This is a genomic window from Hydrotalea sandarakina (genome assembly GCF_003254115.1).
GTDB classification, from domain to species: domain Bacteria; phylum Bacteroidota; class Bacteroidia; order Chitinophagales; family Chitinophagaceae; genus Hydrotalea; species Hydrotalea sandarakina.
In genome coordinates, this window is the sequence record NZ_QKZV01000003.1 from 139,721 (window position 1) to 163,306 (window position 23,586).

Here is a 23,586-nt window from a genome sequence, read left to right on the forward strand (position 1 = left end):
AGCGTTATGCAGGATAGCAATTGGCAAATAATACCCGCATCCGCAATAGATGAAGTAAAATGGAACCATTGCATTAATCAATCAATCCAACCAAGCATTTACGCCCAATCATTTTATTTAAATGCTTTATGCGCAAATTGGTTAGCATTTGTTTATAAAGATTATGAAGCTGTTATACCGGTTCCATTTAAAAAAAAATGGAGCTTTCAGTATTGTTATCAACCCCCATTTATACAACAATTGGGTTTATTTGCTGCTAATATTAATGAAGACTTACTAAAAGGAATTAATCATGTTATAAAACATTTCAACTACGGAGATTTATATATTCCGTACCCACAATTACCTAAAGAACTTAAAAAGTGCAAAGCGATATTAAAAGATAACTTTGAGTTACATCTACATAACGGCTATGCATTTATACAACAAAATTATTCTGGTGATTTAATTCGGAATTTAGAAAAAGCACAAAAGCATAATTTAGTACTTGCGGAAGACCTTCATCCGCAGGTGGTATTAGAAGCATTTTATAGATTATATGGTAATACCATGAATTTATCCCGGCAACATACCAACACGTTTTTACAGCTTTTATTAAAAACAGAGATGCAAAATAAATTTTTGGTATTAGGAGTTCATAATACCAACCAAAGGCTTGTTTCGGGGGGCATTTTCTTAATGCATGAAAGCAGCGTTTATAACATCATACATTTTGTGAATGAAGAAGGAAGAAAACAAAGTGCAGGTCATTTTTTAATTGATCAATGCATAAGAAAGGTTGCGGGTAATAGCAAAATTTTCGATTTTGAAGGCTCATCTTTGCCGGGCGTACAGTCGTTTTACAAAAACTTTCATCCAAAGCACAGTCCTTATTGGCATATACACATTAATCAATTACCAATTCCATTGCGTTGGTTAAAACAATGAAGGATCATCAAGAAACTTTTCGGCTATCAGTAAGTCAATAGGGCGTGTAATTTTTATGTTTTGATGTTCACCTTCAATTAAGTGTATGGGGACACCACTATACTCAACCACAGTTGCTTCATCGGTAAATTCAGGTTGATGTTCTTGCTGAAAAGCAGACAACAAAATGTCACTTCTAAAGGTTTGTGGTGTTTGAACTAAAAATATTTCATCGCGATTTAAAGGCTTTGAAGTATCATTAATTGTTTGCCGAATACTATCAGTAGCTTTAATGGCAGGTATTGCACTTCCCTTTTCCATGGCTTGCTGATAACATTGTTGAATAAGTTTTGTACTAATTAAACAACGCACTGCATCATGAACAAAAATAATAGCATTGGTTTGTGGTGGAATAACAGATAAACCGGCCTTTACCGAATGAAAACGTGTAACACCACCAGCAACAAGCCGTATACGTTGATGAAGCGGTATTTTTTCAATAAGTTCCATACCCATGTTTAAATAGGCATCCGGCAATACCAATATAATTTGTAAGTCAGGAAACGACAACAAAAAAGTTTCGAGGGTATATTGTAATACAGGCTTGTTTTTAAGCGGTAAAAACTGTTTAGGTAAGGCACTTCCCATTCTAACTCCGGAGCCACCGGCAACAATTATCGCAATTTTTTGCATGGAATGAATATTCGTTAATTGCAAAAGTAGCTGTAAATCTGAATTACAAAACTAGTAGCCGCTATTGTTCACCATATATACCAATTTCGAATAAACCATTACTGGTTTTTGCAGCACGATACATACCGGCACTATTAAATACCATTGCAATATTTCCTTTCGCATCAACGCCAATCATACCTCCTTCCCCATTCATGGCAACTAATTTTTTATGTACCACTTCGTGCATAGCCTCTTGCAATGTAAAGCCTTTATATTCCATTAAGCAACTAACATCATGTGCTGCAACAGCTCTTAAAAACATTTCACCATGGCCGGTACAACTAATACCACAAGTTGCATTATTGGCATAAGTACCTGCACCGATTACGGGGCTGTCGCCAATGCGACCATATTTTTTATTAGTCATGCCACCTGTACTGGTTGCTGCGGCAATATTTCCATCTGCATCGCAAGCCACAGCACCAACGGTTCCAAATTTTTTATCACGGAGTAACTCTTCCAAATGGTGGTTGGTATGATCTAAAGAATAATTATCACTATCGCGAATCGCTTTCCATTGTTCATATCTGAAAGGCGAGAAAAAATATTCATCGGGTTCCAACTTAACTCCTTGTTTAATAGCAAAGTCATTAGCACCCTTGCCACTTAAAAAAACGTGATTACTATGCAGCATTACTTCAGTGGCCAATACAATGGGATTTCGAACATTACGAACACCGGCAACTGCACCGGCATTTAATGTATTACCATCCATAATAGCTGCATCCATTTCTTGAACGCCTTTTTTTGTAAAAACAGCACCACGTCCTGCATTAAACAAAACATTATCTTCTAATACAACAATTGCTGCTTTAACTGCATTTATGGCACTTCCACCATTTTCCAAAACTGCATATCCGGCTTGCAATGCAGCATTCAAACCTTGTTCATAAGCCTTTTCTAACTGTGGAGTCATATCTTCTTTTAAAATAGTGCCTGCTCCACCATGAATTACCAATGCGTATGTTGACATTCCTTTCAAAATTTCTTCCCCGAAATTAGAAAATGGAATGAAACAGAATTTTGAAATATATTGAACGAATGCTGAACAACCTGCAATAAAAATGCGGAAATTTTAAACAAAGCTATGAAAGCAGTTTTTTACATTCATTTAAAAACTTTTGTTTTTGTATGGCTGCTGTTCCCACTTCTTCACAAACCAAACCACCGGCAATATTGGCCATTTCAGCTGCCAATTCAATTTTACCGGTAGTTGCATAAACCAATGATGCAACGGCAATAACAGTATCGCCCGCCCCACTAACGTCAGCTATATTGCGTACATGTGTAGGAATTATTTTGGATTCATTGCCGTTTTGATAAAACACCCCTTTTTCAGAAAGTGTAATTAAGGATATACTATGCCCAAGTATTTGTTGTAATTGAATATGAATTTTTTGCAATACAGGAAGCGACACATCATCAATCAATAAATTCAAACCATCTTTTACTTCTTTTAAATTCGGTTTAAAAATATCTACCGATTTAAATGACAAAAAGTTTTTGCGTTTTGGATCTACTGCAGTTAATACCCCATATTTTTTACAAAGTGAAATTACCTCATTGATGACTGTAGCAGTTAACACACCTTTATTATAATCTTCAAAAATGAGTACGTGTGGTTGCTCTGTTTTAAAATATTCTTCAATTTTTTGAAGTAGTTGTTTTTCCGTATCTGCATTGATATCTGTTGTTACTTCACAATCTAACCGTAGCATTTGTTGATTACGGCTCATAATACGGGTTTTATTGGTAGTAACCCTATTGGGTGCAGTAACAATATATTTTGTACTAATGTTGTTTTGTTCTAATAAATTCACCAATTGTTTACCATCATTATCATTGCCAATCACTGTTAAGATGGTGGTGGAAGCTCCTAATGATACGGTATTCAAGGCCACATTTCCAGCCCCGCCAATACGTACTTCCCTTTTATCGAATGCTACTACCGGAACAGGTGCTTCGGGTGAAATTCTATCTACGTGTCCCCACCAATAAGTGTCCAACATTACATCGCCTAATACGGCAATTTTCATTTGGTTAAACTGCTGAAAAATAGATTCAAAATTCATGAATTAAGACTTTGACTTTGTTGCGAGTGCAAGATAATACAAAGGAATACCCAATAGTGCAAAAATTAATCCGTAAATGGTATAATCAGGTTTATAGATGATAAGCAACGTGCAAAATGCTAATCCCATTATAATGTATAATGCAGGTAGAATAGGATATCCAAATGCACGGTAAGGCCTTTCTGTATTAGGCATTTTTTTACGCAAAATAAAAATGCCAATAATTGTTAAAACATAAAAAATAACCACAACAAAAGAAACCATATCGAGCAAATCGCCATATTTGCCACTTAAACACAATAAACAAGCAACCAAACATTGAATCCATAATGCAAAAGCAGGTACCGCTTTTTTGTTAAGTTGGGCGGTTTTTTTAAAGAATAACCCATCATTGGCCATTGTATAATAAACTCGGGCTCCTGCTAAAATAAGCCCATTATTACAGCCAAAAGTTGAAATCATAATCATAACTGCAATGATAATGGTACCAATATTCCCAAAAATTACGTGCGAGGCTGCTATGGCTACCCTATCATTTTCAGCCGAAGCAATGGCCTGCATGGGCAATAAACCGGTATATACAAAGTTGGTAGAAACGTAAACGATAGTAACTAACAGTGTACCTAAAAACAAACTTAAACCAATATTACGTTTGGGGTTTTTAATTTCACCGGCAATAAATGTTACATTATTCCAGGCATCGCTGCTAAATATGGAACCAACCATTGCTGCAGCAATTGCGCCCATAGCAGCAGCTAATCCATACGATTGAATGCTGCCATCTTTATTCAAATGCTGTAAACTCCAGGCATTTCCCGACCAGTTCTGATGCCATATTTGCGGTTGAAGGGCAATAAATCCAAATATGATTAATCCAAATAAACTTAGCAATTTGGTTAAGGTAAATGTTGTTTGAATAATTTTACCGCTTTGAATACCCCGCGTATTAATATATGTTAAAAATATAATAAGAATGATGGCTAAAATTTGTGCAGGTGAAATATGCAATGCGCCAATACTGAATAATGTAATTTCATCGCTTACCTGTGGAATTAAATAAGCAGTAAATTTTGCAAAAGCAACCCCTACTGCAGCAATGGTACCGGTTTGAATAATGGCAAAAAAACTCCAACCGTATAAAAAGCCAACTAAGGGGTTATAAGCTTCTTTTAAATACACATACTGCCCACCGGCTTTAGGAAACATGCCGCTCAATTCTCCATAACTAACGGCAGCAATTAATGTCATTAAACCGGTTAATAACCACACAATAATTAGCCAACCGGCAGAACCTACATTTCTAGTTATATCGGCACTAACAATAAAAATACCGGATCCTATCATACTTCCGGCAACAATCATGGTGGCGTCTAATAAACCTAAGCTGGGTTTGAACGAGGGTGTATCCATAAAAAAAGTCCCTTTATTGCATTTGGGACTTTGAAGATAACGATTTGCTACAAATAATTATTTTTTCTGTTTGTATTGTTCATTCAAGCCTTTCACGATATCAGCTGTAATGTTATATACAGTATCTTTGTAATACATCATATCGGGTACATTAGAAAAAATATAAGCGTACCCTTTGTCCTTATTATATTCTTTCAAATAGTCTTCAATTCTTTTTTTCACATCCTGCAGCTTTTTAAAACTTTCATCTTGCATTTCCTGTTCCATCATTTGGCGCTTATTTTTCAGGTTTTTATCCAAATCCATAATTTCCTGCTGACGATTGGCGATTTCTGCTTGGCTAAGTGAGTTGCCATTCTTTTGCAATTCCTGATATTTATTTCTTAAAGAATTTTCCATGTTCGATAATTCTTTACCCATTTCCTGATCTTTAGCCATTAAAGCAGTTCTTACTTCTTTTAATAAATTGTATTGATTTTGTAATGAATCCATTTCAAAATAAGCAATTTTAAAACCGTTGGCAGTTAATGCAGCATTGTTATTGGCAGCCGACATTACTTTTTGAGGCCCTTTAAAATGTTCATATAATAAATAAGCAACGGCAATTACTAATAGGGCATTAACAATGAGTAAAACATTTTTCATATACAAAATGATGTTTAATTAAGTTTTATAAATGCTCCGATTTAAGTACAACAAACCGGTACATATTTTAAAAATGGGAACGAATATACAGGCAAATCATTCATTTAAAAAATTAGCTTGCACTTTTAAATTTTAATTAGGATTTAATGAAAAAAAACCTGCAATATTTTTTTAAAAAATTGCAGGTTACATTTAAAAGCTCAGTAATTAATTACTTCACTATTCGTCTTCATCAAAGTTCATAGCCTCACGAGTGGTAGAAAGTACTTCAAAATCTTCTTTACTGCCAACAATTAAATTTTCGAAATCACGAAGGCCTGTACCGGCAGGTATTAAGTGTCCGGTAATAACGTTTTCTTTCAAGCCAATCATTTCATCGGTTTTACCTTGTATAGCTGCTTGGCTTAATACTTTGGTTGTTTCTTGGAATGAAGCGGCTGAAATCCAACTCTTCACACCTAAAGACGCTTTTGTAATACCTAATAAAACAGGTTTTGCCGTTGCAGGGCGTGCATCCCGAACTTCTACCAATTTTTTGTCCGCACGACGAAGGATTGAATTTTCTTCTCTCAGTTCGCGTAATGTTACAATTTGACCTGCACGTAACTTAGTACTGTCACCGGGATTTGTAACTACTTTTTTATCGAATATTCTATCATTTTCTTCAATAAATTCAAACCTGTCTTCTAAATCTTCTTCCAGGAATTTAGTATCACCCGCATCAACAATTTCTACTTTCTTCATCATCTGTCTTACAATCACCTCTATGTGTTTATCATTAATGTCAACACCTTGTAAACGATAAACTTCCTGAATTTCGTTTACTATGTATTCCTGAACAGCATAAGGACCTTTGATGGTTAGAATATCATAAGGTGCAATTTGCCCATCTGATAAAGGCGCACCGGCTTTCACGAAATCTCCATCTTGTACTAAAATTTGACGCGTTAATGGAACTAAATATTTCTTAATAACTCCATCTTTTGCTTCTACTACAATTTCGCGGTTACCACGTTTTACATTACCGAAGGTTACTACACCGTCAATTTCGCAAACAATTGCAGGATTGGCCGGATTTCTTGCTTCGAATAATTCGGTTACACGTGGTAAACCACCGGTAATATCGCGCAACTTACCTAATACACGAGGAATTTTAACCAATACCTGACCCGCTTTTACCTCTTCACCTTCCTCAATAGCAATATGGCTACCTACGGGTAAGTTATATTGTTTGGTTTCCTTACCTGCAACAATAATGGTAGGTATTTTGGTTTTATCTTTTGATTCAATTACTACCTTTTCACGGTGACCGGTTTGTTCATCGGCCTCATCACGATAGGTGTAACCGTCAATAATATTTTCAAATTTAATAACACCGTTTTGCTCGGCAACTATTACGTTATTGAATGGATCCCATGTACAAATAACATCGCCTTTTTTCACCTGTTGGCCATCTTTTACCAATAAAGTAGAACCATAAGGTATATTGTTAGTTAATAAAAGGCGATCATTTTTTTCATCCATTAAACGCATTTCACCGGTACGACCAATAACAATGTTTACTTTATCACCTTCATTGTTTACATTCGATACAGTACGCAATCCATCGAAACGAACGGTACCATCGAACTTAGCTGTTAATGATGATTCAATAGATGAGCTACCCGCAACACCACCTACGTGGAAGGTACGTAATGTTAACTGTGTACCGGGCTCACCAATTGACTGAGCGGCAATAATACCAACAGAGTCGCCGCGTTGTGCCATATAACCGGTGGCTAAATTTTTACCATAACATTTAACGCAAACTCCTTTTTTAGCTTCGCAAGTTAATACTGAACGAATTTCTACACTATCAATACCTGCTTCTTCAATACGTTTGGCAATGTCATAAGTAATTTCTTCGCCGGCTTTAATGATTAACTCATCTGTTACCGGATGTAAAACATCATGTAAAGAAGTTCTTCCTTCAATTCTGTCTGATAAAGGCTCTATGATGTCTTCGTTATCTTTTAATGCGCTTATTGAAATACCTCTTAAAGTACCACAATCATCTTCTGCAATTACAACATCCTGTGCCACGTCAACCAACCTACGGGTTAAGTAACCGGCATCAGCAGTCTTCAAGGCCGTATCAGCCAAACCTTTACGAGCACCGTGGGTAGAAATGAAATAATCTAATACATTCAAGCCACCTTTAAAGTTAGACAGAATGGGGTTTTCGATTACCTCACTGCCTGAACTTCCACTTTTTCTTGGTTTAGCCATCAATCCCCTAATACCCACCAATTGTTTTACCTGTGTTTTAGAACCGCGAGCACCGGAATCCAGCATCATAAACACGGAATTGAATCCTTGCTTATCGCTAGCCATTTCACGGATTAAAGTTTCTGTTAAACGCATGTCCACTCTTCCCCAAATATCAATTACCTGGTTATAACGTTCATTATTGGTAATTAAACCCATGTTATAACTTTCGCGTACTTCATCAACTTCAGCTTTGGCATTTTCCAGTAATTCTTCACGAACATCGGGTACAATTAGGTCGTTAATGCTAAAGCTTAATCCGCCTTTAAAGGCCATTCTAAAACCTAAGGTTTTAATATCATCGAGGAATTTTGCAGTTTTAGGAACATTGGTAATTTTAATAATATTACCAATAATTTCCCTTAAACTTTTTTTGGTTAACAGGGTGTTGATGTAACCTACTTCCTCAGGAACATATTGGTTGAATAAAACTCGTCCAACGGTTGTTTCTATAATCTTCTTTTCTAAAACACCTTCTGCATTCCTAATTTTTGTTCTTAATTTGATGTGTGCATGAAGATCAACGCGTTTTTCATTGTACGCAATGATAACTTCATCCATGCTGTAAAACACTTTTCCTTCACCTTTAACAGGTTCGGTTTCTGTGCTTTTCTTTCCTTTGGTAATATAGTACAGCCCAAGTACCATGTCTTGTGAAGGCAGCGTAATGGCGGTACCGTTTTGCGGGTTCAAAATGTTATGAGAAGACAACATTAACAATTGCGCTTCCAATATTGCGGCATTGCTTAGCGGTACGTGAACAGCCATTTGGTCACCATCAAAGTCGGCGTTGAAAGCAGAGGTTACCAATGGGTGTAATTGAATGGCTTTACCTTCAACCAAGCGAGGTTGGAATGCTTGAATTGACAAGCGGTGTAATGTTGGGGCACGGTTTAGTAATACAGGATGACCTTTTAAAATATTTTCTAAAATATCCCAAATTACCGCTTCTTTTTTATCTACTAATTTTTTAGCAGACTTAACTGTTTTTACAATACCTCTTTCAATTAACTTACGAATGATAAATGGCTTGAATAATTCGGCAGCCATATCTTTAGGCAAACCACATTCATGCATTTTCAGTTCCGGGCCTACCACAATTACAGAACGACCGGAGTAATCAACCCTTTTACCCAATAAGTTTTGACGGAAACGACCTTGTTTACCTTTTAATACGTCGCTTAATGATTTTAAAGCTCTACCACCTTCTGCTTTAACTGCATTCGATTTTCTACTATTATCAAATAGTGAATCGATGGCTTCTTGTAACATTCTTTTTTCGTTACGAAGAATTACTTCCGGTGCTTTAATTTCCAATAAACGTTTTAAACGGTTATTACGAATAATTACCCTGCGATAAAGGTCATTTAAGTCGGAAGATGCAAAACGACCACCATCTAGAGGCACTAAAGGTCTTAATTCCGGTGGAATTACAGGTATATATTGCATTACCATCCATTCCGGACGGTTGCTAATTCTTGAATTGGCATCTCTAAATGCTTCTACTACGCTTAAGCGTTTTAAGGCATCAGCTTTACGTTGCTGTGAAGTTTCATTTGCAGCAGCATTTCTTAATGAGAAGCTTAGTTCATCTAAGTCTAAACGGGCCAGTAAATCGCTAATGGCTTCAGCTCCCATTTTGGCAATAAACTTATTGGGATCTTCATCAGGAAGCATCTGATTTTCTTTTGGCAGAGCATCAATGATATCTAAATATTCTTCTTCAGATAACAAATCGCCTGTTGCCAAATTTTCTTTAATACCGGCTTGTATTACAACATATCTTTCGTAGTAAACGATGCTTTCTAACTTTTTTGAGCTCATTCCCAACAAATAGCCAATTTTGTTAGGCAAGCTTTTAAAATACCATATATGTACTACGGGCACCACCAATTTAATGTGCCCCATTCTTTCACGACGAACTTTCTTTTCAGTTACTTCAACACCACATCGGTCGCACACAATGCCTTTATAGCGAATACGCTTGTATTTACCGCAGGCGCACTCATAATCTTTTACCGGCCCAAAAATTCTTTCGCAAAACAAGCCATCTCTTTCAGGCTTATAGGTGCGATAGTTAATGGTTTCGGGCTTTAACACTTCTCCGAAACTTTTTTCCAAAATAGAGTCGGGAGAAGCCAAACTAATGGTGATGGTAGAAAAACTTGATTTTGGACGATTGTCTCTTTTAATGGCCATAGTACATTTTATTTGATTCCTGACCCGAAATACCCCATTCATTACAATAAAAAAAAGCGGACAATGCAGCATGCATACTGCATTTACCCACTATGGTATTAATTTTTTATATAAAATGTAATGGAATACTTCAAAATCATTAAGGGGGCAAAGGTAAGGACTGGTTTTTAAATAGAAAAAAGAAACCCCAAAATTTTAAAGACACACTTTATTATGATAATTGTCATTCTGTCAGGTCAAGGCAATTTTTACAGGATTATTAACATTACAAATGTATATGGAAATTTATATGTTCCCCACACTTCAATAGAATATGATAAAAATCAGTGTTTAGGCCAATTAGCCCAAATAATTTTGTTTAGAAGAATGAATATTATGCAGATTATTATAGATGATACCAAAAATGTGCAAACCCTGCAATCGGAATTTAACCAAATGTTTCCTTACCTAAGATTATTACTGGTTAAGATGCAACCCGGACAGGAAAGTGGGAAAATTGGGCAAGATCAACCTCAACCTACGCAGAATACAACTTTATTGGAATATAAAATAAATAATGATAAAACTCCCTTTTTCATTTACCCGGAAATGACGGTAGCAGAACTGGAGCAACAGTTTACTAAGCTTTATGGACTGGAACCGATTATTTTACGAAAATCGGGAAATGTATGGATAGAAACCTCTATTACAGATGATTGGACACTGGAAGAACAAAACACCCAAGGTGAACTAATTACTCAGCAAATCAACGAGCGGCAAAAGCCACCTAATATGGTTTAATTGCGTAATGCCGCTAATTTTTCATAATTGATGATAGTTATTTTGCCGGATTGTATTTCAATCAATTTCTCATCCTTTAAATCGCTAAGTGTTCTAATAGTACTTTCAGTGGCAATACCTGCAATATTGGCTAAATCTTCTCGTGAAATTTGCATACTAAAATTACCTTGTTTACCCTGTTGGAATTTATTGTGAAGGGTAATGAGAGCATCAGCTACTTTTTTGCGTGCTGAGTTATAGGCTAAGCGCAATAATTGCTCCTCACGTTGCTGAACCTGGTGCGATAACATTTGAATAAATTTCTTGGAAACCTCAGCATTTTTATAAATTAATTCAAAAAAATCGTTTTTGGGCATCATGCAAACCTGCGCGTCTTCTAAAACAACGGCACTCTCTTTATGTTTGGTATCTTCTAATAATGCTACATAACCAAAATAATCACCTTCACTATACAAGCCTGTAATCAGCTCTTTACCATCTTCATTCGTTTTACAGGTTTTTACTTTTCCGCTTACCAATAAATAAATTCCTTTAGGATAGCTGTCTTCTTTATAAATCTCTTCTTTTTTTCGATAATTTCTGAGTTCGTTTTCTTCGGAAATCTTTTTTAAAGTGTCAAATCCTTTAACGGTTTCAATAAATTGATTTAAGCCGCTAACATTATTGGCAAACTCTTGCCGCATAAGCTCGGACTTTTTTAAGCGACTTTCAATGGCATTTAGTAATTCAATATCATCAAAGGGTTTGGTTAAATAATCATCTGCACCCATTTCCATGCCTTTTCTAAAATCAGAACGTTCAGCTTTAGCTGTTAAAAAAATAAACGGAATACCATTGGTGTTTTTATTCTTCGATAATAAATGCAATACCCCATAGCCATCTAATACCGGCATCATAATGTCGCAAATAATCAAATCAAAATGCTCTTTTTCGGCCATTGCAACGCCTTCTTTACCATTTTCAGCAGTTTTTACTTCATAATTGGCCAATTGCAATATTTCAGCGGTGTTTTCCCGCATATCTAAATTATCTTCAATTAATAAAATTTTTTTACGCATTTTCAATGATATTTGGAATTACAATGGTAAATGTGGTGCCTTGTTCTAAACGACTTTCAAAGGTAATATTCCCGTTTAATAATTCAACATAGCGAGCTATGATATTCAACCCCAAACCGGTGCCTTGTATATTGGTAACATTTTTTGCCCGGAAAAATCTATTGAACAAATTTGATTGATCTTCTTCCGGAATGCCCATGCCCTCATCTTTCACAACAATAGTCAATTGCTCATCTGTAATATTTAAATTCAAATAAATAGGTTTATTTACCGGTGAAAACTTTATTGCATTTGAAAGCAAATTAGTAACAATCGTAATAAATATATTGGGATCAATATAAGCCAACTCCTGACCGGCAGGATGAAAATGAATGACTTGGCCAGCTTTTAATATGGGTTGAATTTCTTGTATTATGTTTTGTGAAAGCTGTACAACATTTACCCAATCTTTTTGAACAACAATTTTCCCTTCTTCAATTTTACTGATGGACAGCATATCGTTTAAAATATCAGTCATATGGTTAATGGCTGATTTGATGCGTAAAATATGCCTTTGCTGGTTTTCTCTATCATTCAGTTCACCATACTTTTCTACTAAATTTAGTGATGATAAAATAGTAGCCAATGGTGTTCTAAATTCGTGTGAAGCCATTGAAACAAATCTTGACTTTAACTCATTAACTTCTTTCTCTTTTTCCAATAGTTGGCTTAATTCTTCCCTTGAACGCTCCAATTCGTGCAATGCCTCTTCCAAAATGAGTGTACGATGACGTACCCTTTTTTCTAATTCGCTATTCAACTTTTCTAATTCTTCTTTCTGCTTTAGCAAAGCACTTTCCGTTTGTTTACGAATAGTTATATCTATAATAAAAGCAATAACAAAATTGCCTTCCGCTGTTTTAAAAGGACTTAAACTAACTTCAACCGGAAATTCAGTGCCATCTTTTCGCAATGCAAATAAATTCATACCAATTCCCATAGAACGGGCATACGGCTGATGAGCATATTGATTGCGATATTGTTGATGCGATTTTGTAAAGCGTTTTGGAATCAGATTTTCTAACTGTATGTTTAATAATTCACCTGATTCATATCCGAATAGCTTTTCGGCTGCAGGATTGGCCATGGTTAAATATCCCCTTTCATTTACTACAATAATTCCCTCAGTTGCATATGTAAACAACGCACTAAACCCCTCTTTATTAGGCATTTTGCTTTATTATTTATTTTTCAGAATTTACTTTTATTTTACCAACGGAACCGGATTTTCTTCCTTCCAAAAATTTTCTTCTTCGAACTTCTTGTACCGGTACTCCTTCAATTTTACTTTCTAACCATCCAATAATATCTAAGTACATGAATGAACGTGTTTCCAATGGTTCGCCTTGCAATTGCTCTAATTTTTCTTTTAAACTTTTGAAAGCCGGTAATAATTTTTTGGGTGAAAGATTAAATGATTTGCGTATAAATTTAAAAATCTCTTCTTCCACAATACTTAAATTTTTCATTTTAGCCATAAACCGATATACAGATTTAATTAAGTATTCCAGTAAGTTGTCATTGCCTAATTCATAATGAGCAATTAAGTGTAACAAGCGGGCATAACATTGTAAATCTGTACGTAAATCAACTTTCCAATTAATAATTTTATTTAAGTAATCAATTGCTTTTTCATTATCACCGCTGCCAAAATACAAACAGGCAATTTTATAATAAAATACCAACACCCTATGCCTATCTAAATGCAACTTATATTCATCCAAGTGTTTTTCAATTTCAGGTACCAATTGCAAACCTTCCGTAAATGTTCCCTCTAAAAAATGTTTATTAATTCTGGCAGTATTTAAATATACAAAAGTTTGTATGCGAATATTATCATTACTGTTGCCTAAATCTGATTGAGCAAAGGCTTCAAATTGCTGCAAGTATTCATTAAATTTATCAAAGTTATTTAAGTTGAACTGAGCCCCCAATAAATTGTGCATACCTCTAATGTATTGTCCGGTTTCAATGCGCATCATAATTTCATTTTCGTGAAATAACGAAACCCATTTTTGTGTGTACCGATAATACATTAATAAATCTTGCAAAATAAATCCATACCAGCAGTAGGATTGATATAAATATAATTTTTCGTAAAAGCCCAATTCATCATAATGTATGGGTGGTAAATTCGATTCAAAAAAAACTTTAACGGCATGTACATCGCGTTTATCACGGGCATGCCCGTTTTGTATATACCAACTATATAATTCTAAGGCTAAATTGGACAGTTTATTGCTTAATGCTAATTGATGATAAATTTTTTCCGATTCTCCGCTCAATGTTTCCGCACGGTTTTCCATACTGCGCGTAATATGCATAGACTCAATTTTTTTCTCAAATTGAAGGGTTAGCAACGAATAAATATATTGATGTTGAGAATTGGCAACTTCTTTCAACTTATCAAGCAACTTTAAACTTTGCAAATAAAGCCCTTTGTTGTATAAAATTCCGGCAAAGTCAAGTTGCTCATGGGCATAGCGAACTATATTATCCGATGGCTGAATTAGCCGCAAACTAGATAGCAATTCTTTATACAAATGGGCTTTCATATTGGAAAGCTGCTGCTTCTTTATGCTCGGATTTTTTTGTAATAATTGCACTTCATCATAATCTTTCATTTTATCTAAGGCATCAAACAACTGTACAATTTTCAACTCTTCGCCTGATGCATTGCGTTTTACATACAGCTTAAAATTGCGTTTTTCACCCTTTTCAAGCGATTTTATGAGTTGAAACAACATATCGGTACTTCGGTTAGGCATCGTAATTCGTTTTATTTAAAATGCAGTACTGTAAAGGGTTTTAGTCAATTATATACCTTTTATCCAGCGTAAAATACTAGTGAATTTAACGCATTCCAGCATTATTTATAAGCTACATTCGGTATCCCGTAAAATTACAAAGGGTTTTTGGTTTCATTAATATTAACGTTTAACCATTATTTCATGAGTGAAAAAATATATATATTCGATACTACTTTACGCGATGGTGAACAAGTGCCCGGTTGCAAATTAAATACTTCAGAAAAAATTGAACTGGCGTTGGCACTGGAAGATTTGGGTGTAGATATTATTGAAGCAGGTTTCCCCATTTCTTCACCGGGCGATTTTCATTCCGTACAAGAAATTTCAAAAATTATTCAACACGCATCGGTATGTGGCCTTAGCAGAGCTGTAAAAAAAGATATTGAAGTTGCTGCCGAAGCCCTTAAATATGCCAAAAAACCAAGAATACATACCGGCATTGGCACTTCTGATTATCATATTAAAGGAAAATTCAACTCAACAAGAGAAGAAATTTTGGAAAGGGCCGTACAATGTGTGCAATGGGCTAAAAATTTTGTAGATGATGTTGAATTTTATGCAGAAGATGCAGGCAGAACCGACAATGAATATTTGGCACGTGTAGTTGAAGCGGTAATTAAAGCCGGCGCAACCGTGATTAACATTCCCGACACAACCGGTTATTGTTTGCCTTCACAATATGGGGCCAAAATTGCATTTTTAAAAAATAATGTTCCCAACATAGACAAAGCTATTCTTTCCTGCCATTGCCATAACGATTTAGGTTTAGCCACAGCTAATTCAATTGAGGGAATAATACATGGCGCCAGACAGATTGAATGTACAATGAATGGCTTGGGTGAACGTGCAGGCAATACTTCGCTGGAAGAAGTGGTGATGATTATTCAACAACACAAGCATTTAGGCTTTCATACCAATATTAAAACAACACAATTAAACCCTATGAGCCGGTTGGTTAGCGATACCATGCGTATGCCCGTTCAACCCAACAAAGCTATTGTGGGTGCAAATGCCTTCTCGCATTCTTCCGGTATTCATCAAGATGGATTTTTGAAAAGTGCTATTACCTATGAAATTATTAATCCAAAAGATGTGGGTGCCGATACCTCAAAAATTGTATTAACTGCACGCAGTGGCAGAAGCGCATTGGCTTATCGATTAAAGAACTTAGGTTATGAATGTACCCGAAACGATATTGATACTTTGTATGAAAGATTTTTACAAATAGCCGATCAGAAGAAAGAAGTATGTGATGACGATTTGCATGCAATGGCTAAACAACACCAACGGATTGAAGCATAATGTATGAATAACTTACCTGCAATACAAGTTACCCATTTAAATATACAACAATATGGCATTACCATTTTGCAGGATATAAGTTTCACCATTCAAAAAGGCGAACACTTGTTCGTAACCGGAATGGCGGGCAGTGGAAAAACCACATTGGGTAAGGCTTTGGCTGCTAAAATATTTTTTAAAGGAAAAATTGCTTTTCCTGCATTTGAAAACGCTAATCAATTACCCGGAATAGTTTATATTGAGGATACTCACCAATGGAAAAACCTTACCAACCTTTCCGATTTTTATTACCAACAACGATACAATAGTTGTGATGCTGATGATAGTGAAACCATAGTACAACATTTAGCACATTACACACAACAATTAAATAATAACGGCAAGGACACCGAAAATTATTATGAGCTGTGCCAAAAATTCAATTTGCTGCATCGTTTAGATACTCCGCTTATCCAACTTTCCAACGGAGAACAAAAAAAATTACAAATTATAAAATGCTTATTGCATGACCCCGAAATTTTAATTGTTGATAATATTTTAACCGGATTAGACAAAGCAGCACAAAATACTTTATTACAACTTTTAGAAAAATATGCAATTAACGGTGTTACTATTGTGTACATAGGGAATGATAATATTGTTCCTAACTTTATAACACATGTACTGGAATTAAATGCGCAGAAAACAAGTAGGTATTTTTCTAAAGAAATGTACTTGCCGCAAAATGAACATCAAATCTTACCTAACTTTAAAAAGCTTTTAATTGCTAATCAATTGCCAACAAGTGAAACGAGGGTAATTGAAATGCAGGACACAACTGTTATCTACGGTGATAAAAAAATTTTAGACAACATAAATTGGAATGTACGTACAGGTGAAAAATGGTTAATAAAAGGACATAATGGCGCAGGTAAATCTACCCTACTCAGCTTAATCAACGGTGATAATCCACAAGCTTATGCTAACGTTATTAAAATTTTTGGAACAAAAAGAGGTGGTGGTGAAAGCATCTGGGATATTAAAAAAAGAATTGGGTACATATCGCCCGAATTGCATAAATACTTCGACAAACAACTGAGTGTTGAAAAAACTATTGCATCCGGTTTTTTTGATACGATGGGTGTATATAAAAAACTGAATGAAGTGCAAATACAAACCCTTAACACCATCATTCAAGAATTTCAATTAGAAAATGTAATACATAAACAATTAAGAGCACTATCGTTTGGTATGCAACGTTGGGTGTTATTGGCAAGAACATTGGTAAAAAATCCCCCCCTACTTATTTTCGACGAACCTTGTCAGGGATTAGATGCCACTTTCACAAAATTATTTTTAAATACCATACAACAAATTGCCGCTCAACAACCTACTACTACGCTACTGTATGTAACACATGTAGATGATGAAATTCCTGATTGTATAAACAAGGTATTAATCTTACAAAACGGGAAAGCAAAAATTGAAGAAGCAAAAAAAATTCAAAATATAGAAAATAAAAAAATAATACATAGCAACAGTTATTGTGTACAACATTTAAATGCTTAAAGTATGAAAAAAAATATTGCAGTAATACATGGTGATGGCATTGGACCGGAAGTAACTACACAGGCTACAAAAGTATTACATGCCATTGCAGAAAAATTTAATCATGAATGGCAATTTACTGATTGCTTAATGGGTGCAGTAGCCATTGACAAAACCGGGAACCCCTTGCCGGATGAAACAATTGAAGTTTGTTTAAACAGTGATGCTATTTTATTTGGTGCAATTGGCGATCCAAAATATGATAATGATCCTTCGGCTAAAGTTAGACCTGAACAAGGTTTATTGAAACTAAGAAAAGCCTTACAACTTTACGCAAATGTGCGACCGGTTACAACGTACCCGGCTTTACATCATTTATCTCCTTTAAAAGAAAAACAATTAAAAAACGTTGATTTTGTAATCTATCGAGAATTAACCGGAGGAATTTATTTTGGCAAAAAAGAACTAAGCAGTGATAAAACCCAAGCCATTGATGAATGTATTTATAATACCAATGAAATAGAAAGAATTGCACATGCGGCTTTTAAAGCAGCCATGCAGCGAAAAAAACAATTAACCTTGGTTGACAAAGCCAATGTACTGGAAACATCACGTTTATGGCGTTCCGTTGTGCAGAATGTAGCTCAAAATTATACTGACGTAAAAGTGAGTTATTTATTTGTTGATAATGCAGCCATGCAAATCATTCTTAATCCTGCTCAATTTGATGTAATACTTACGGAAAATATGTTTGGTGATATTTTAAGCGATGAAGCAAGTGTATTATCCGGTTCACTGGGCTTGCTGCCATCTGCATCATTTGGTATTAGTACCGCTTTATTTGAACCTATACATGGATCGTATCCACAAGCTGCCGGAAAAGATATTGCTAATCCACTGGGTGCCATTCTTTCCGCTGCCATGATGTTAGATTATTTTGGATTAAACACAGAAGCAGCCGTAGTAAAGGCAGCTGTAAACTGGACGTTGACACACAAATTTGTTACGAAAGATATTGACCCCATTAATTTCTATTTCACCTCTACCATAGGTGAATTGATTTGCGATTTTATATCGGGCAATAACAATTTCGAAGACATTAATCATAAAAATATTGAGTTGAGAAAGTCAACCATTATTTAGCATATAAAAAGTTCTTTGTTCATTCAAATACAACAGGTATATTTGTTCAATACAAAAAAATAACCGTGGCGAACAAATTACATAATGCAATTTTTAATAACAGCACTGCAATTATTGCTGTCATTATTATTGTCATTATTATACCTGTCTTCAGAGGAGGGTAGTTTGTTTGTTTACAGCATTCATAAAACAATTCAACCCGCCTCAAAAAGGCGGGTTTTTTATTTCATATAAAACACAAAACACCATGTATTATAACCAAAATACATTCATTTACTTCAATGGCAGCTACATAAAAGCGGCAGATGCAACTACTGATTTATATAGCCAAACCTTACATTATGGTTATGGAGTTTTTGAGGGCATACGTTCTTATAAAACTGTAACCGGTCAAACTAAAATTTTTAAAGCTGAAGCTCATTTCGAAAGATTACGACAGTCGGCCTTAGCATTGAATTTACCTTATACTTACTCAGTTGAAGAATTAATTGAAGCCTCATACAAAGTACTAGCATTAAATGATTTACAAGATGCTTATATACGACCATTGGTGTTTGCACCAGCTAATATGAGTTTTGCCAAAAATACTGTTTCACATATAGCTATTGAAGCATGGCGCATGGAGCCTTTCTTAGGTAACAAAATGTTGCGGGTAGTTACTTCGTCTTTTGAAAGACCTAATCCAAAAGCATTTCACATTCATGCAAAAGCAACAGGGCATTATGTTAATTCAATTTTAGCCAGCCAGGAAGCAAAACAAAAAGGGTTTGATGAAGCTTTATTGCTAGATATGCACGGTTACATTGCAGAAGCCCCGGGTGCCAATGTATTCTTCGAAAAAAATGGAACACTCTTTACTCCCCAATTAGGAAATATATTACCCGGTATTACACGTGCCACAATTTTAGATTTATGCAGCGAATTAAACATTCCTGTTAAAGAAACCAAGCTGAAACTGGAAGATATATACCATGCTGATGCAGCTTTCTTTTGCGGCACTGCCGCTGAAGTAATTGGCATTGAATCTTTAGACAACAAGCCCTTTACTAAGCCTTGGGCTGAAACCATTAGTAGACTGATTCAAACTTCTTACAAAAACTTAATTACCGAAAACCAAAAAACAATTTTAAACGAAGTATTAGGAACAGAATAAAATTAATATAAAATAAATACTATGCAAAAAGAATTAAACAAATACAGCAAAACGCTTACTCAAGATGAAACACAACCGGCAGCACAAGCAATGTATTATGCACTTGGCCTTAAAGAAGAAGATTTAAAAAAAGCGCAGGTAGGCATTGCCAGTATGGGATGGGATGGGAACCCTTGTAATATGCACTTGAATGATATGGCTACTGTGGTGAAGAAAAGTGTTGATAACACTGAAGGTTTATTGGGTTTACGTTTTTATACTATTGGTGTTAGTGATGGTATTAGCATGGGAACAGATGGCATGCGTTATTCATTAGTGAGTCGCGATTTAATTGCCGATAGCATAGAAACCAATGCTGCCGCACAATATTACGATGCATTAATTACTATACCCGGTTGCGATAAAAATATGCCGGGTTCCATTATGGCTATGAGCCGTTTAAACCGTCCAAGTTTAATGATTTACGGAGGTACCATTGCTGCAGGCCATTATAAAGGCGAAGATTTAAATATTGTTTCTGCATTTGAAGCATTAGGGCAAAAAATTGCAGGAAAATTAAGTGAAGGAGATTTTAAGGGTATCATTCAGCATGCTTGCCCGGGAGCGGGTGCTTGCGGTGGCATGTATACCGCTAATACCATGGCTTCGGCCATTGAAGCATTGGGCATGAGTTTACCTTACTCATCTACTAACCCTGCTTTGAGTAATGACAAACAAAAAGAGTGTGAAGCAGCTGGAAAGGCTATTAAGCTTTTAATGGAAAAAGACATTAAACCTAGCGACATTATGACCCGCGAAGCTTTTGAAAATGCTGTAACAATCGTAATGGCATTAGGTGGAAGTACCAACGCCGTATTGCATCTTATTGCAATGGCTAAAACCATTGGTGTGCCTTTTACTATTAACGATTTCCAAAAAATAAGTGATAAAGTTCCTGTATTAGCTGATTTTAAACCCAGCGGAAAATATTTAATGGAAGATTTACATCAACACGGAGGTTTACCGGCTGTAATGAAATACTTATTGAAAAAAGGTTTTCTGCACGGTCAATGCCTAACCGTTACGGGTAAAACAGTAGCAGAAAATGCTGAGGAAGCAAGAGATTTAGATTTTGAAAAACAACAAGTAATTAAACCCGTTGAAACCCCTATTAAAGCAACGGGACACTTACAAATTTTATTTGGCAATTTGGCAAGTGAAGGTGCAGTAGCTAAAATTACCGGCAAAGAGGGTACTCATTTCAAAGGCCCAGCTCGTGTATTTAATGGTGAACATGATTTTATTAAAGGAATTGAAAACAAAGTAATTAAACCCGGCGATGTGGTCGTTATCCGATACATTGGCCCTAAAGGTGCACCGGGCATGCCCGAAATGTTGAAACCTACCAGTGCCATTGTAGGGGCCGGCTTAGGGAAAAGTGTGGCTTTAATTACCGATGGCAGATTTAGTGGTGGTACACATGGTTTTGTGGTTGGCCACATTACACCCGAGGCATTTACAGGAGGCCTATTGGCGTTAGTAGAAAATGATGATATTATTGAAATTGATGCCATTAAAAACACCATCAATTTATTGGTAGACGAAAAAACCATTGAAAGCAGAAAACAACAATGGAAACGCCCCGAATTAAAAGCCACAAAAGGAGTACTGTATAAATATATTCAATTGGTAAAATCAGCGTCTGAGGGCTGTGTTACCGATGAGCAAACCTTTTAATCACAATAAAATATTTAATAATGGATACTGTAATCACTGCACCTAATAAAACAGCTACATCAACACCTAAACCAACTGTTTCCATTTCAGGATCACAAGCGGTGTTAGATGCGTTATTAGCTGAAAATGCAACTACCATTTTTGGATATCCCGGGGGTGCAATTATGCCGATATATGATGCTTTATACGATTATACCAACCAAATAAAGCATATATTGGTTCGCCACGAACAAGGCGCCATTCATGCAGCACAGGGCTATGCCCGCAGTTCGGGTAAAACCGGTGTAGTATTTGCAACCAGTGGTCCTGGTGCCACTAATCTTGTTACCGGTTTAGCAGATGCAATGATAGATAGTACTCCGTTAGTGTGCATCACAGGCCAGGTATTTGCACATTTATTAGGAACAGATGCATTTCAGGAAGTGGATGTAATCAACATTACAACCCCGGTAACCAAATGGAATTATCAAATTACAGACGCAACTGAAATACCGCATGTTTTAGCGAAGGCATTTTTTATTGCCGGCACCGGAAGACCGGGCCCTGTTTTAATTGATATTACCAAAAATGCGCAACTGCAAAAGTTTGAATACAGTGGTTACGAAAAATGTAATCACATAAGAAGTTACAGGCCCAAACCTATCATTAGAAAAAGTTATATAGAAGAAGCTGCGAAAGTGATTAATGAAGCCAAAAAACCATTCGTAATTTTTGGACAGGGTGTTATTTTAGGAAAGGCAGAACAGGAACTAAAAGCATTTATTGAAAAAGGAAATTTTCCCGCTGCATGGACTGTATTAGGTTTAAGCGCTTTACCAACAGAGCATCCCTTAAACATGGGTATGTTAGGCATGCATGGCAACTATGGACCAAATGTTTTAACCAATGAATGCGATGTGTTAATTGCGGTAGGAATGCGCTTCGACGATCGTGTTACCGGACGTTTAGATAAATACGCCAAACAAGCTAAAGTTATTCATTTAGATATTGATCCTGCAGAAATTGATAAAAACGTTCAAACCACAGTTCCTGTTTGGGGCGATTGTAAGGAAACACTTCCCATGTTAACCCAACTCATTCAACCCAATAACCACACAGCATGGATTAATCGTTTTCGCGAATATGCACAGCAGGAATATGATGTAGTTATTCAAAACGAATTAAATCCAACATCGCCAATTATGACAATGGGTGAAGTAATTAAAACCTTGAATGAATTGACCAACGGCGATGCCATTGTTGTAACTGATGTTGGGCAACACCAAATGGTTGCCTGCCGCTATGCAAAATTCAATCAATCAAAAAGCAATATCACATCCGGCGGAGCTGGAACTATGGGCTTTGGCTTACCGGCAGCAATTGGTGCAAAATTTGGTGCACCAAACAGAACCGTAGTAGCAATTATTGGCGACGGAGGATTTCAAATGACTTTACAGGAATTAGGTACCATCATGCAATTTAATGTTGATGTAAAAATTTTAATATTAAATAATGAGTTCTTGGGTATGGTACGTCAATGGCAACAGTTATTCCACGATAAAAGATATTCGTTTGTAGATATTACCAGCCCCAATTTCGTGCAACTTGCCAAAGCCTATCATATTGAAGGCAATAGCATTAAAGATAGAAGCCAATTGAAAAATGCGTTACAAACCATGTTAAACCACAAAGGGAGTTATTTATTAGAAGTTATGGTAGGAAAAGAAAATAATGTATTCCCCATGGTTCCGCAAGGCTGCAGCGTAGCTGAAATTAGATTACAGTAATTGCATTTTAAAAATACA

The 23,586-nt window shown here is 35.8% G+C and carries 17 protein-coding genes; 8 read left to right on the forward strand and 9 right to left on the reverse strand.

The window, feature by feature from the left end; genetic code table 11:
- Positions 1 to 6: 6 nt before the first annotated feature.
- The gene (locus LX80_RS05805) at positions 7 to 927 is read left to right on the forward strand and encodes a GNAT family N-acetyltransferase (protein WP_111294205.1); all 921 of its coding nucleotides are present in this window, start codon (positions 7 to 9) and stop codon (positions 925 to 927) included.
- On the opposite strand, the gene LX80_RS05810 is transcribed toward LX80_RS05805, so the two are convergent.
- From LX80_RS05810 to rpoC, 6 genes are all read right to left on the reverse strand, one after another.
- Entirely contained in the window at positions 916 to 1,599 is a 684-nt protein-coding gene (locus tag LX80_RS05810) for a 2-C-methyl-D-erythritol 4-phosphate cytidylyltransferase (protein WP_111294207.1), read from the reverse strand. The genes LX80_RS05805 and LX80_RS05810 overlap by 12 nt on opposite strands.
- Positions 1,600 to 1,660: 61 nt before the next feature.
- On the reverse strand, positions 1,661 to 2,614 hold the full coding sequence (locus tag LX80_RS05815) for an isoaspartyl peptidase/L-asparaginase family protein (protein ID WP_111294209.1): 954 nt from the start codon (positions 2,612 to 2,614) through the stop codon (positions 1,661 to 1,663).
- Positions 2,615 to 2,726: 112 nt separating this feature from the next.
- Positions 2,727 to 3,713: a bifunctional heptose 7-phosphate kinase/heptose 1-phosphate adenyltransferase gene (locus LX80_RS05820; RefSeq protein ID WP_111294211.1), complete on the reverse strand. Its 987-nt coding sequence runs from the start codon at positions 3,711 to 3,713 to the stop codon at positions 2,727 to 2,729.
- 3 nt (positions 3,714 to 3,716) lie between these two features.
- On the reverse strand, positions 3,717 to 5,123 hold the full coding sequence (locus LX80_RS05825; RefSeq protein ID WP_111294213.1) for an APC family permease: 1,407 nt from the start codon (positions 5,121 to 5,123) through the stop codon (positions 3,717 to 3,719).
- A 57-nt stretch (positions 5,124 to 5,180) separates the two neighbouring features.
- On the reverse strand, positions 5,181 to 5,768 hold the full coding sequence (locus LX80_RS05830) for an OmpH family outer membrane protein (RefSeq protein ID WP_111294215.1): 588 nt from the start codon (positions 5,766 to 5,768) through the stop codon (positions 5,181 to 5,183).
- Positions 5,769 to 5,987: 219 nt separating this feature from the next.
- Positions 5,988 to 10,274, reverse strand: a complete 4,287-nt coding sequence (rpoC, locus tag LX80_RS05835; RefSeq protein WP_111294217.1) for a DNA-directed RNA polymerase subunit beta' — start codon at positions 10,272 to 10,274, stop codon at positions 5,988 to 5,990.
- Between the two features lie 213 nt (positions 10,275 to 10,487).
- Between rpoC and LX80_RS05840 the strand changes: the two genes are divergently transcribed.
- Positions 10,488 to 11,054 (forward strand): hypothetical protein, encoded by a 567-nt coding sequence (locus tag LX80_RS05840; RefSeq protein WP_111294219.1) that lies wholly within the window; start codon positions 10,488 to 10,490, stop codon positions 11,052 to 11,054.
- Here LX80_RS05840 and LX80_RS05845 read toward each other — a convergent pair.
- From LX80_RS05845 to LX80_RS05855, 3 genes are read right to left on the reverse strand one after another with little or no spacing between them, the layout of a single operon-like run.
- Positions 11,051 to 12,112, reverse strand: coding sequence for a response regulator (locus LX80_RS05845; RefSeq protein WP_111294221.1), 1,062 nt, complete (start codon positions 12,110 to 12,112; stop codon positions 11,051 to 11,053). The two genes, LX80_RS05840 and LX80_RS05845, sit on opposite strands and share 4 nt — an antisense overlap.
- Complete coding sequence (locus LX80_RS05850) at positions 12,105 to 13,322, reverse strand: PAS domain-containing sensor histidine kinase (protein ID WP_111294223.1); 1,218 nt, start codon at positions 13,320 to 13,322, stop codon at positions 12,105 to 12,107. Before LX80_RS05850 ends, LX80_RS05845 begins: the two co-directional genes overlap by 8 nt.
- Positions 13,323 to 13,335: 13 nt before the next feature.
- Positions 13,336 to 14,919 (reverse strand): hypothetical protein, encoded by a 1,584-nt coding sequence (locus LX80_RS05855; protein WP_111294225.1) that lies wholly within the window; start codon positions 14,917 to 14,919, stop codon positions 13,336 to 13,338.
- A gap of 183 nt (positions 14,920 to 15,102) precedes the next feature.
- On the opposite strand from LX80_RS05855, the gene LX80_RS05860 reads away from it, so the two are divergent.
- The 6 genes from LX80_RS05860 (at position 15,103) to ilvB (ending at position 23,568) form a co-directional block, all read left to right on the forward strand.
- On the forward strand, positions 15,103 to 16,263 hold the full coding sequence (locus LX80_RS05860) for a 2-isopropylmalate synthase (protein ID WP_111294227.1): 1,161 nt from the start codon (positions 15,103 to 15,105) through the stop codon (positions 16,261 to 16,263).
- A gap of 3 nt (positions 16,264 to 16,266) precedes the next feature.
- Complete coding sequence (locus LX80_RS05865) at positions 16,267 to 17,811, forward strand: ATP-binding cassette domain-containing protein (RefSeq protein ID WP_111294228.1); 1,545 nt, start codon at positions 16,267 to 16,269, stop codon at positions 17,809 to 17,811.
- A gap of 3 nt (positions 17,812 to 17,814) precedes the next feature.
- Complete coding sequence (gene leuB, locus LX80_RS05870) at positions 17,815 to 18,933, forward strand: 3-isopropylmalate dehydrogenase (RefSeq protein WP_111294229.1); 1,119 nt, start codon at positions 17,815 to 17,817, stop codon at positions 18,931 to 18,933.
- A 247-nt stretch (positions 18,934 to 19,180) separates the two neighbouring features.
- The gene (locus tag LX80_RS05875; protein ID WP_111294662.1) at positions 19,181 to 20,086 is read left to right on the forward strand and encodes a branched-chain amino acid transaminase; all 906 of its coding nucleotides are present in this window, start codon (positions 19,181 to 19,183) and stop codon (positions 20,084 to 20,086) included.
- A gap of 21 nt (positions 20,087 to 20,107) precedes the next feature.
- A complete protein-coding gene (gene ilvD / locus LX80_RS05880; protein ID WP_111294231.1) occupies positions 20,108 to 21,802 on the forward strand; it encodes a dihydroxy-acid dehydratase in 1,695 nt (564 codons plus the stop codon).
- A gap of 20 nt (positions 21,803 to 21,822) precedes the next feature.
- Positions 21,823 to 23,568, forward strand: a complete 1,746-nt coding sequence (gene ilvB / locus LX80_RS05885; RefSeq protein ID WP_111294233.1) for a biosynthetic-type acetolactate synthase large subunit — start codon at positions 21,823 to 21,825, stop codon at positions 23,566 to 23,568.
- The last annotated feature ends 18 nt before the right edge of the window (positions 23,569 to 23,586 follow it).

Excerpts from the sequence above, each read along its gene's own strand:
- LX80_RS05805 (WP_111294205.1), top strand. The coding sequence starts at position 7 with ATGCAGGATAGCAATTGGCAAATAATACCCGCATCCGCAATAGATGAA.
- LX80_RS05810 (WP_111294207.1), bottom strand. The coding sequence starts at position 1,599 with ATGCAAAAAATTGCGATAATTGTTGCCGGTGGCTCCGGAGTTAGAATG.
- LX80_RS05815 (WP_111294209.1), bottom strand. The coding sequence starts at position 2,614 with ATGTCAACATACGCATTGGTAATTCATGGTGGAGCAGGCACTATTTTA.
- LX80_RS05820 (WP_111294211.1), bottom strand. The coding sequence starts at position 3,713 with ATGAATTTTGAATCTATTTTTCAGCAGTTTAACCAAATGAAAATTGCC.
- LX80_RS05825 (WP_111294213.1), bottom strand. The coding sequence starts at position 5,123 with ATGGATACACCCTCGTTCAAACCCAGCTTAGGTTTATTAGACGCCACC.
- LX80_RS05830 (WP_111294215.1), bottom strand. The coding sequence starts at position 5,768 with ATGAAAAATGTTTTACTCATTGTTAATGCCCTATTAGTAATTGCCGTT.
- rpoC (WP_111294217.1), bottom strand. The coding sequence starts at position 10,274 with ATGGCCATTAAAAGAGACAATCGTCCAAAATCAAGTTTTTCTACCATC.
- LX80_RS05840 (WP_111294219.1), top strand. The coding sequence starts at position 10,488 with ATGATAATTGTCATTCTGTCAGGTCAAGGCAATTTTTACAGGATTATT.
- LX80_RS05845 (WP_111294221.1), bottom strand. The coding sequence starts at position 12,112 with ATGCGTAAAAAAATTTTATTAATTGAAGATAATTTAGATATGCGGGAA.
- LX80_RS05850 (WP_111294223.1), bottom strand. The coding sequence starts at position 13,322 with ATGCCTAATAAAGAGGGGTTTAGTGCGTTGTTTACATATGCAACTGAG.
- LX80_RS05855 (WP_111294225.1), bottom strand. The coding sequence starts at position 14,919 with ATGCCTAACCGAAGTACCGATATGTTGTTTCAACTCATAAAATCGCTT.
- LX80_RS05860 (WP_111294227.1), top strand. The coding sequence starts at position 15,103 with ATGAGTGAAAAAATATATATATTCGATACTACTTTACGCGATGGTGAA.
- LX80_RS05865 (WP_111294228.1), top strand. The coding sequence starts at position 16,267 with ATGAATAACTTACCTGCAATACAAGTTACCCATTTAAATATACAACAA.
- leuB (WP_111294229.1), top strand. The coding sequence starts at position 17,815 with ATGAAAAAAAATATTGCAGTAATACATGGTGATGGCATTGGACCGGAA.
- LX80_RS05875 (WP_111294662.1), top strand. The coding sequence starts at position 19,181 with ATGTATTATAACCAAAATACATTCATTTACTTCAATGGCAGCTACATA.
- ilvD (WP_111294231.1), top strand. The coding sequence starts at position 20,108 with ATGCAAAAAGAATTAAACAAATACAGCAAAACGCTTACTCAAGATGAA.
- ilvB (WP_111294233.1), top strand. The coding sequence starts at position 21,823 with ATGGATACTGTAATCACTGCACCTAATAAAACAGCTACATCAACACCT.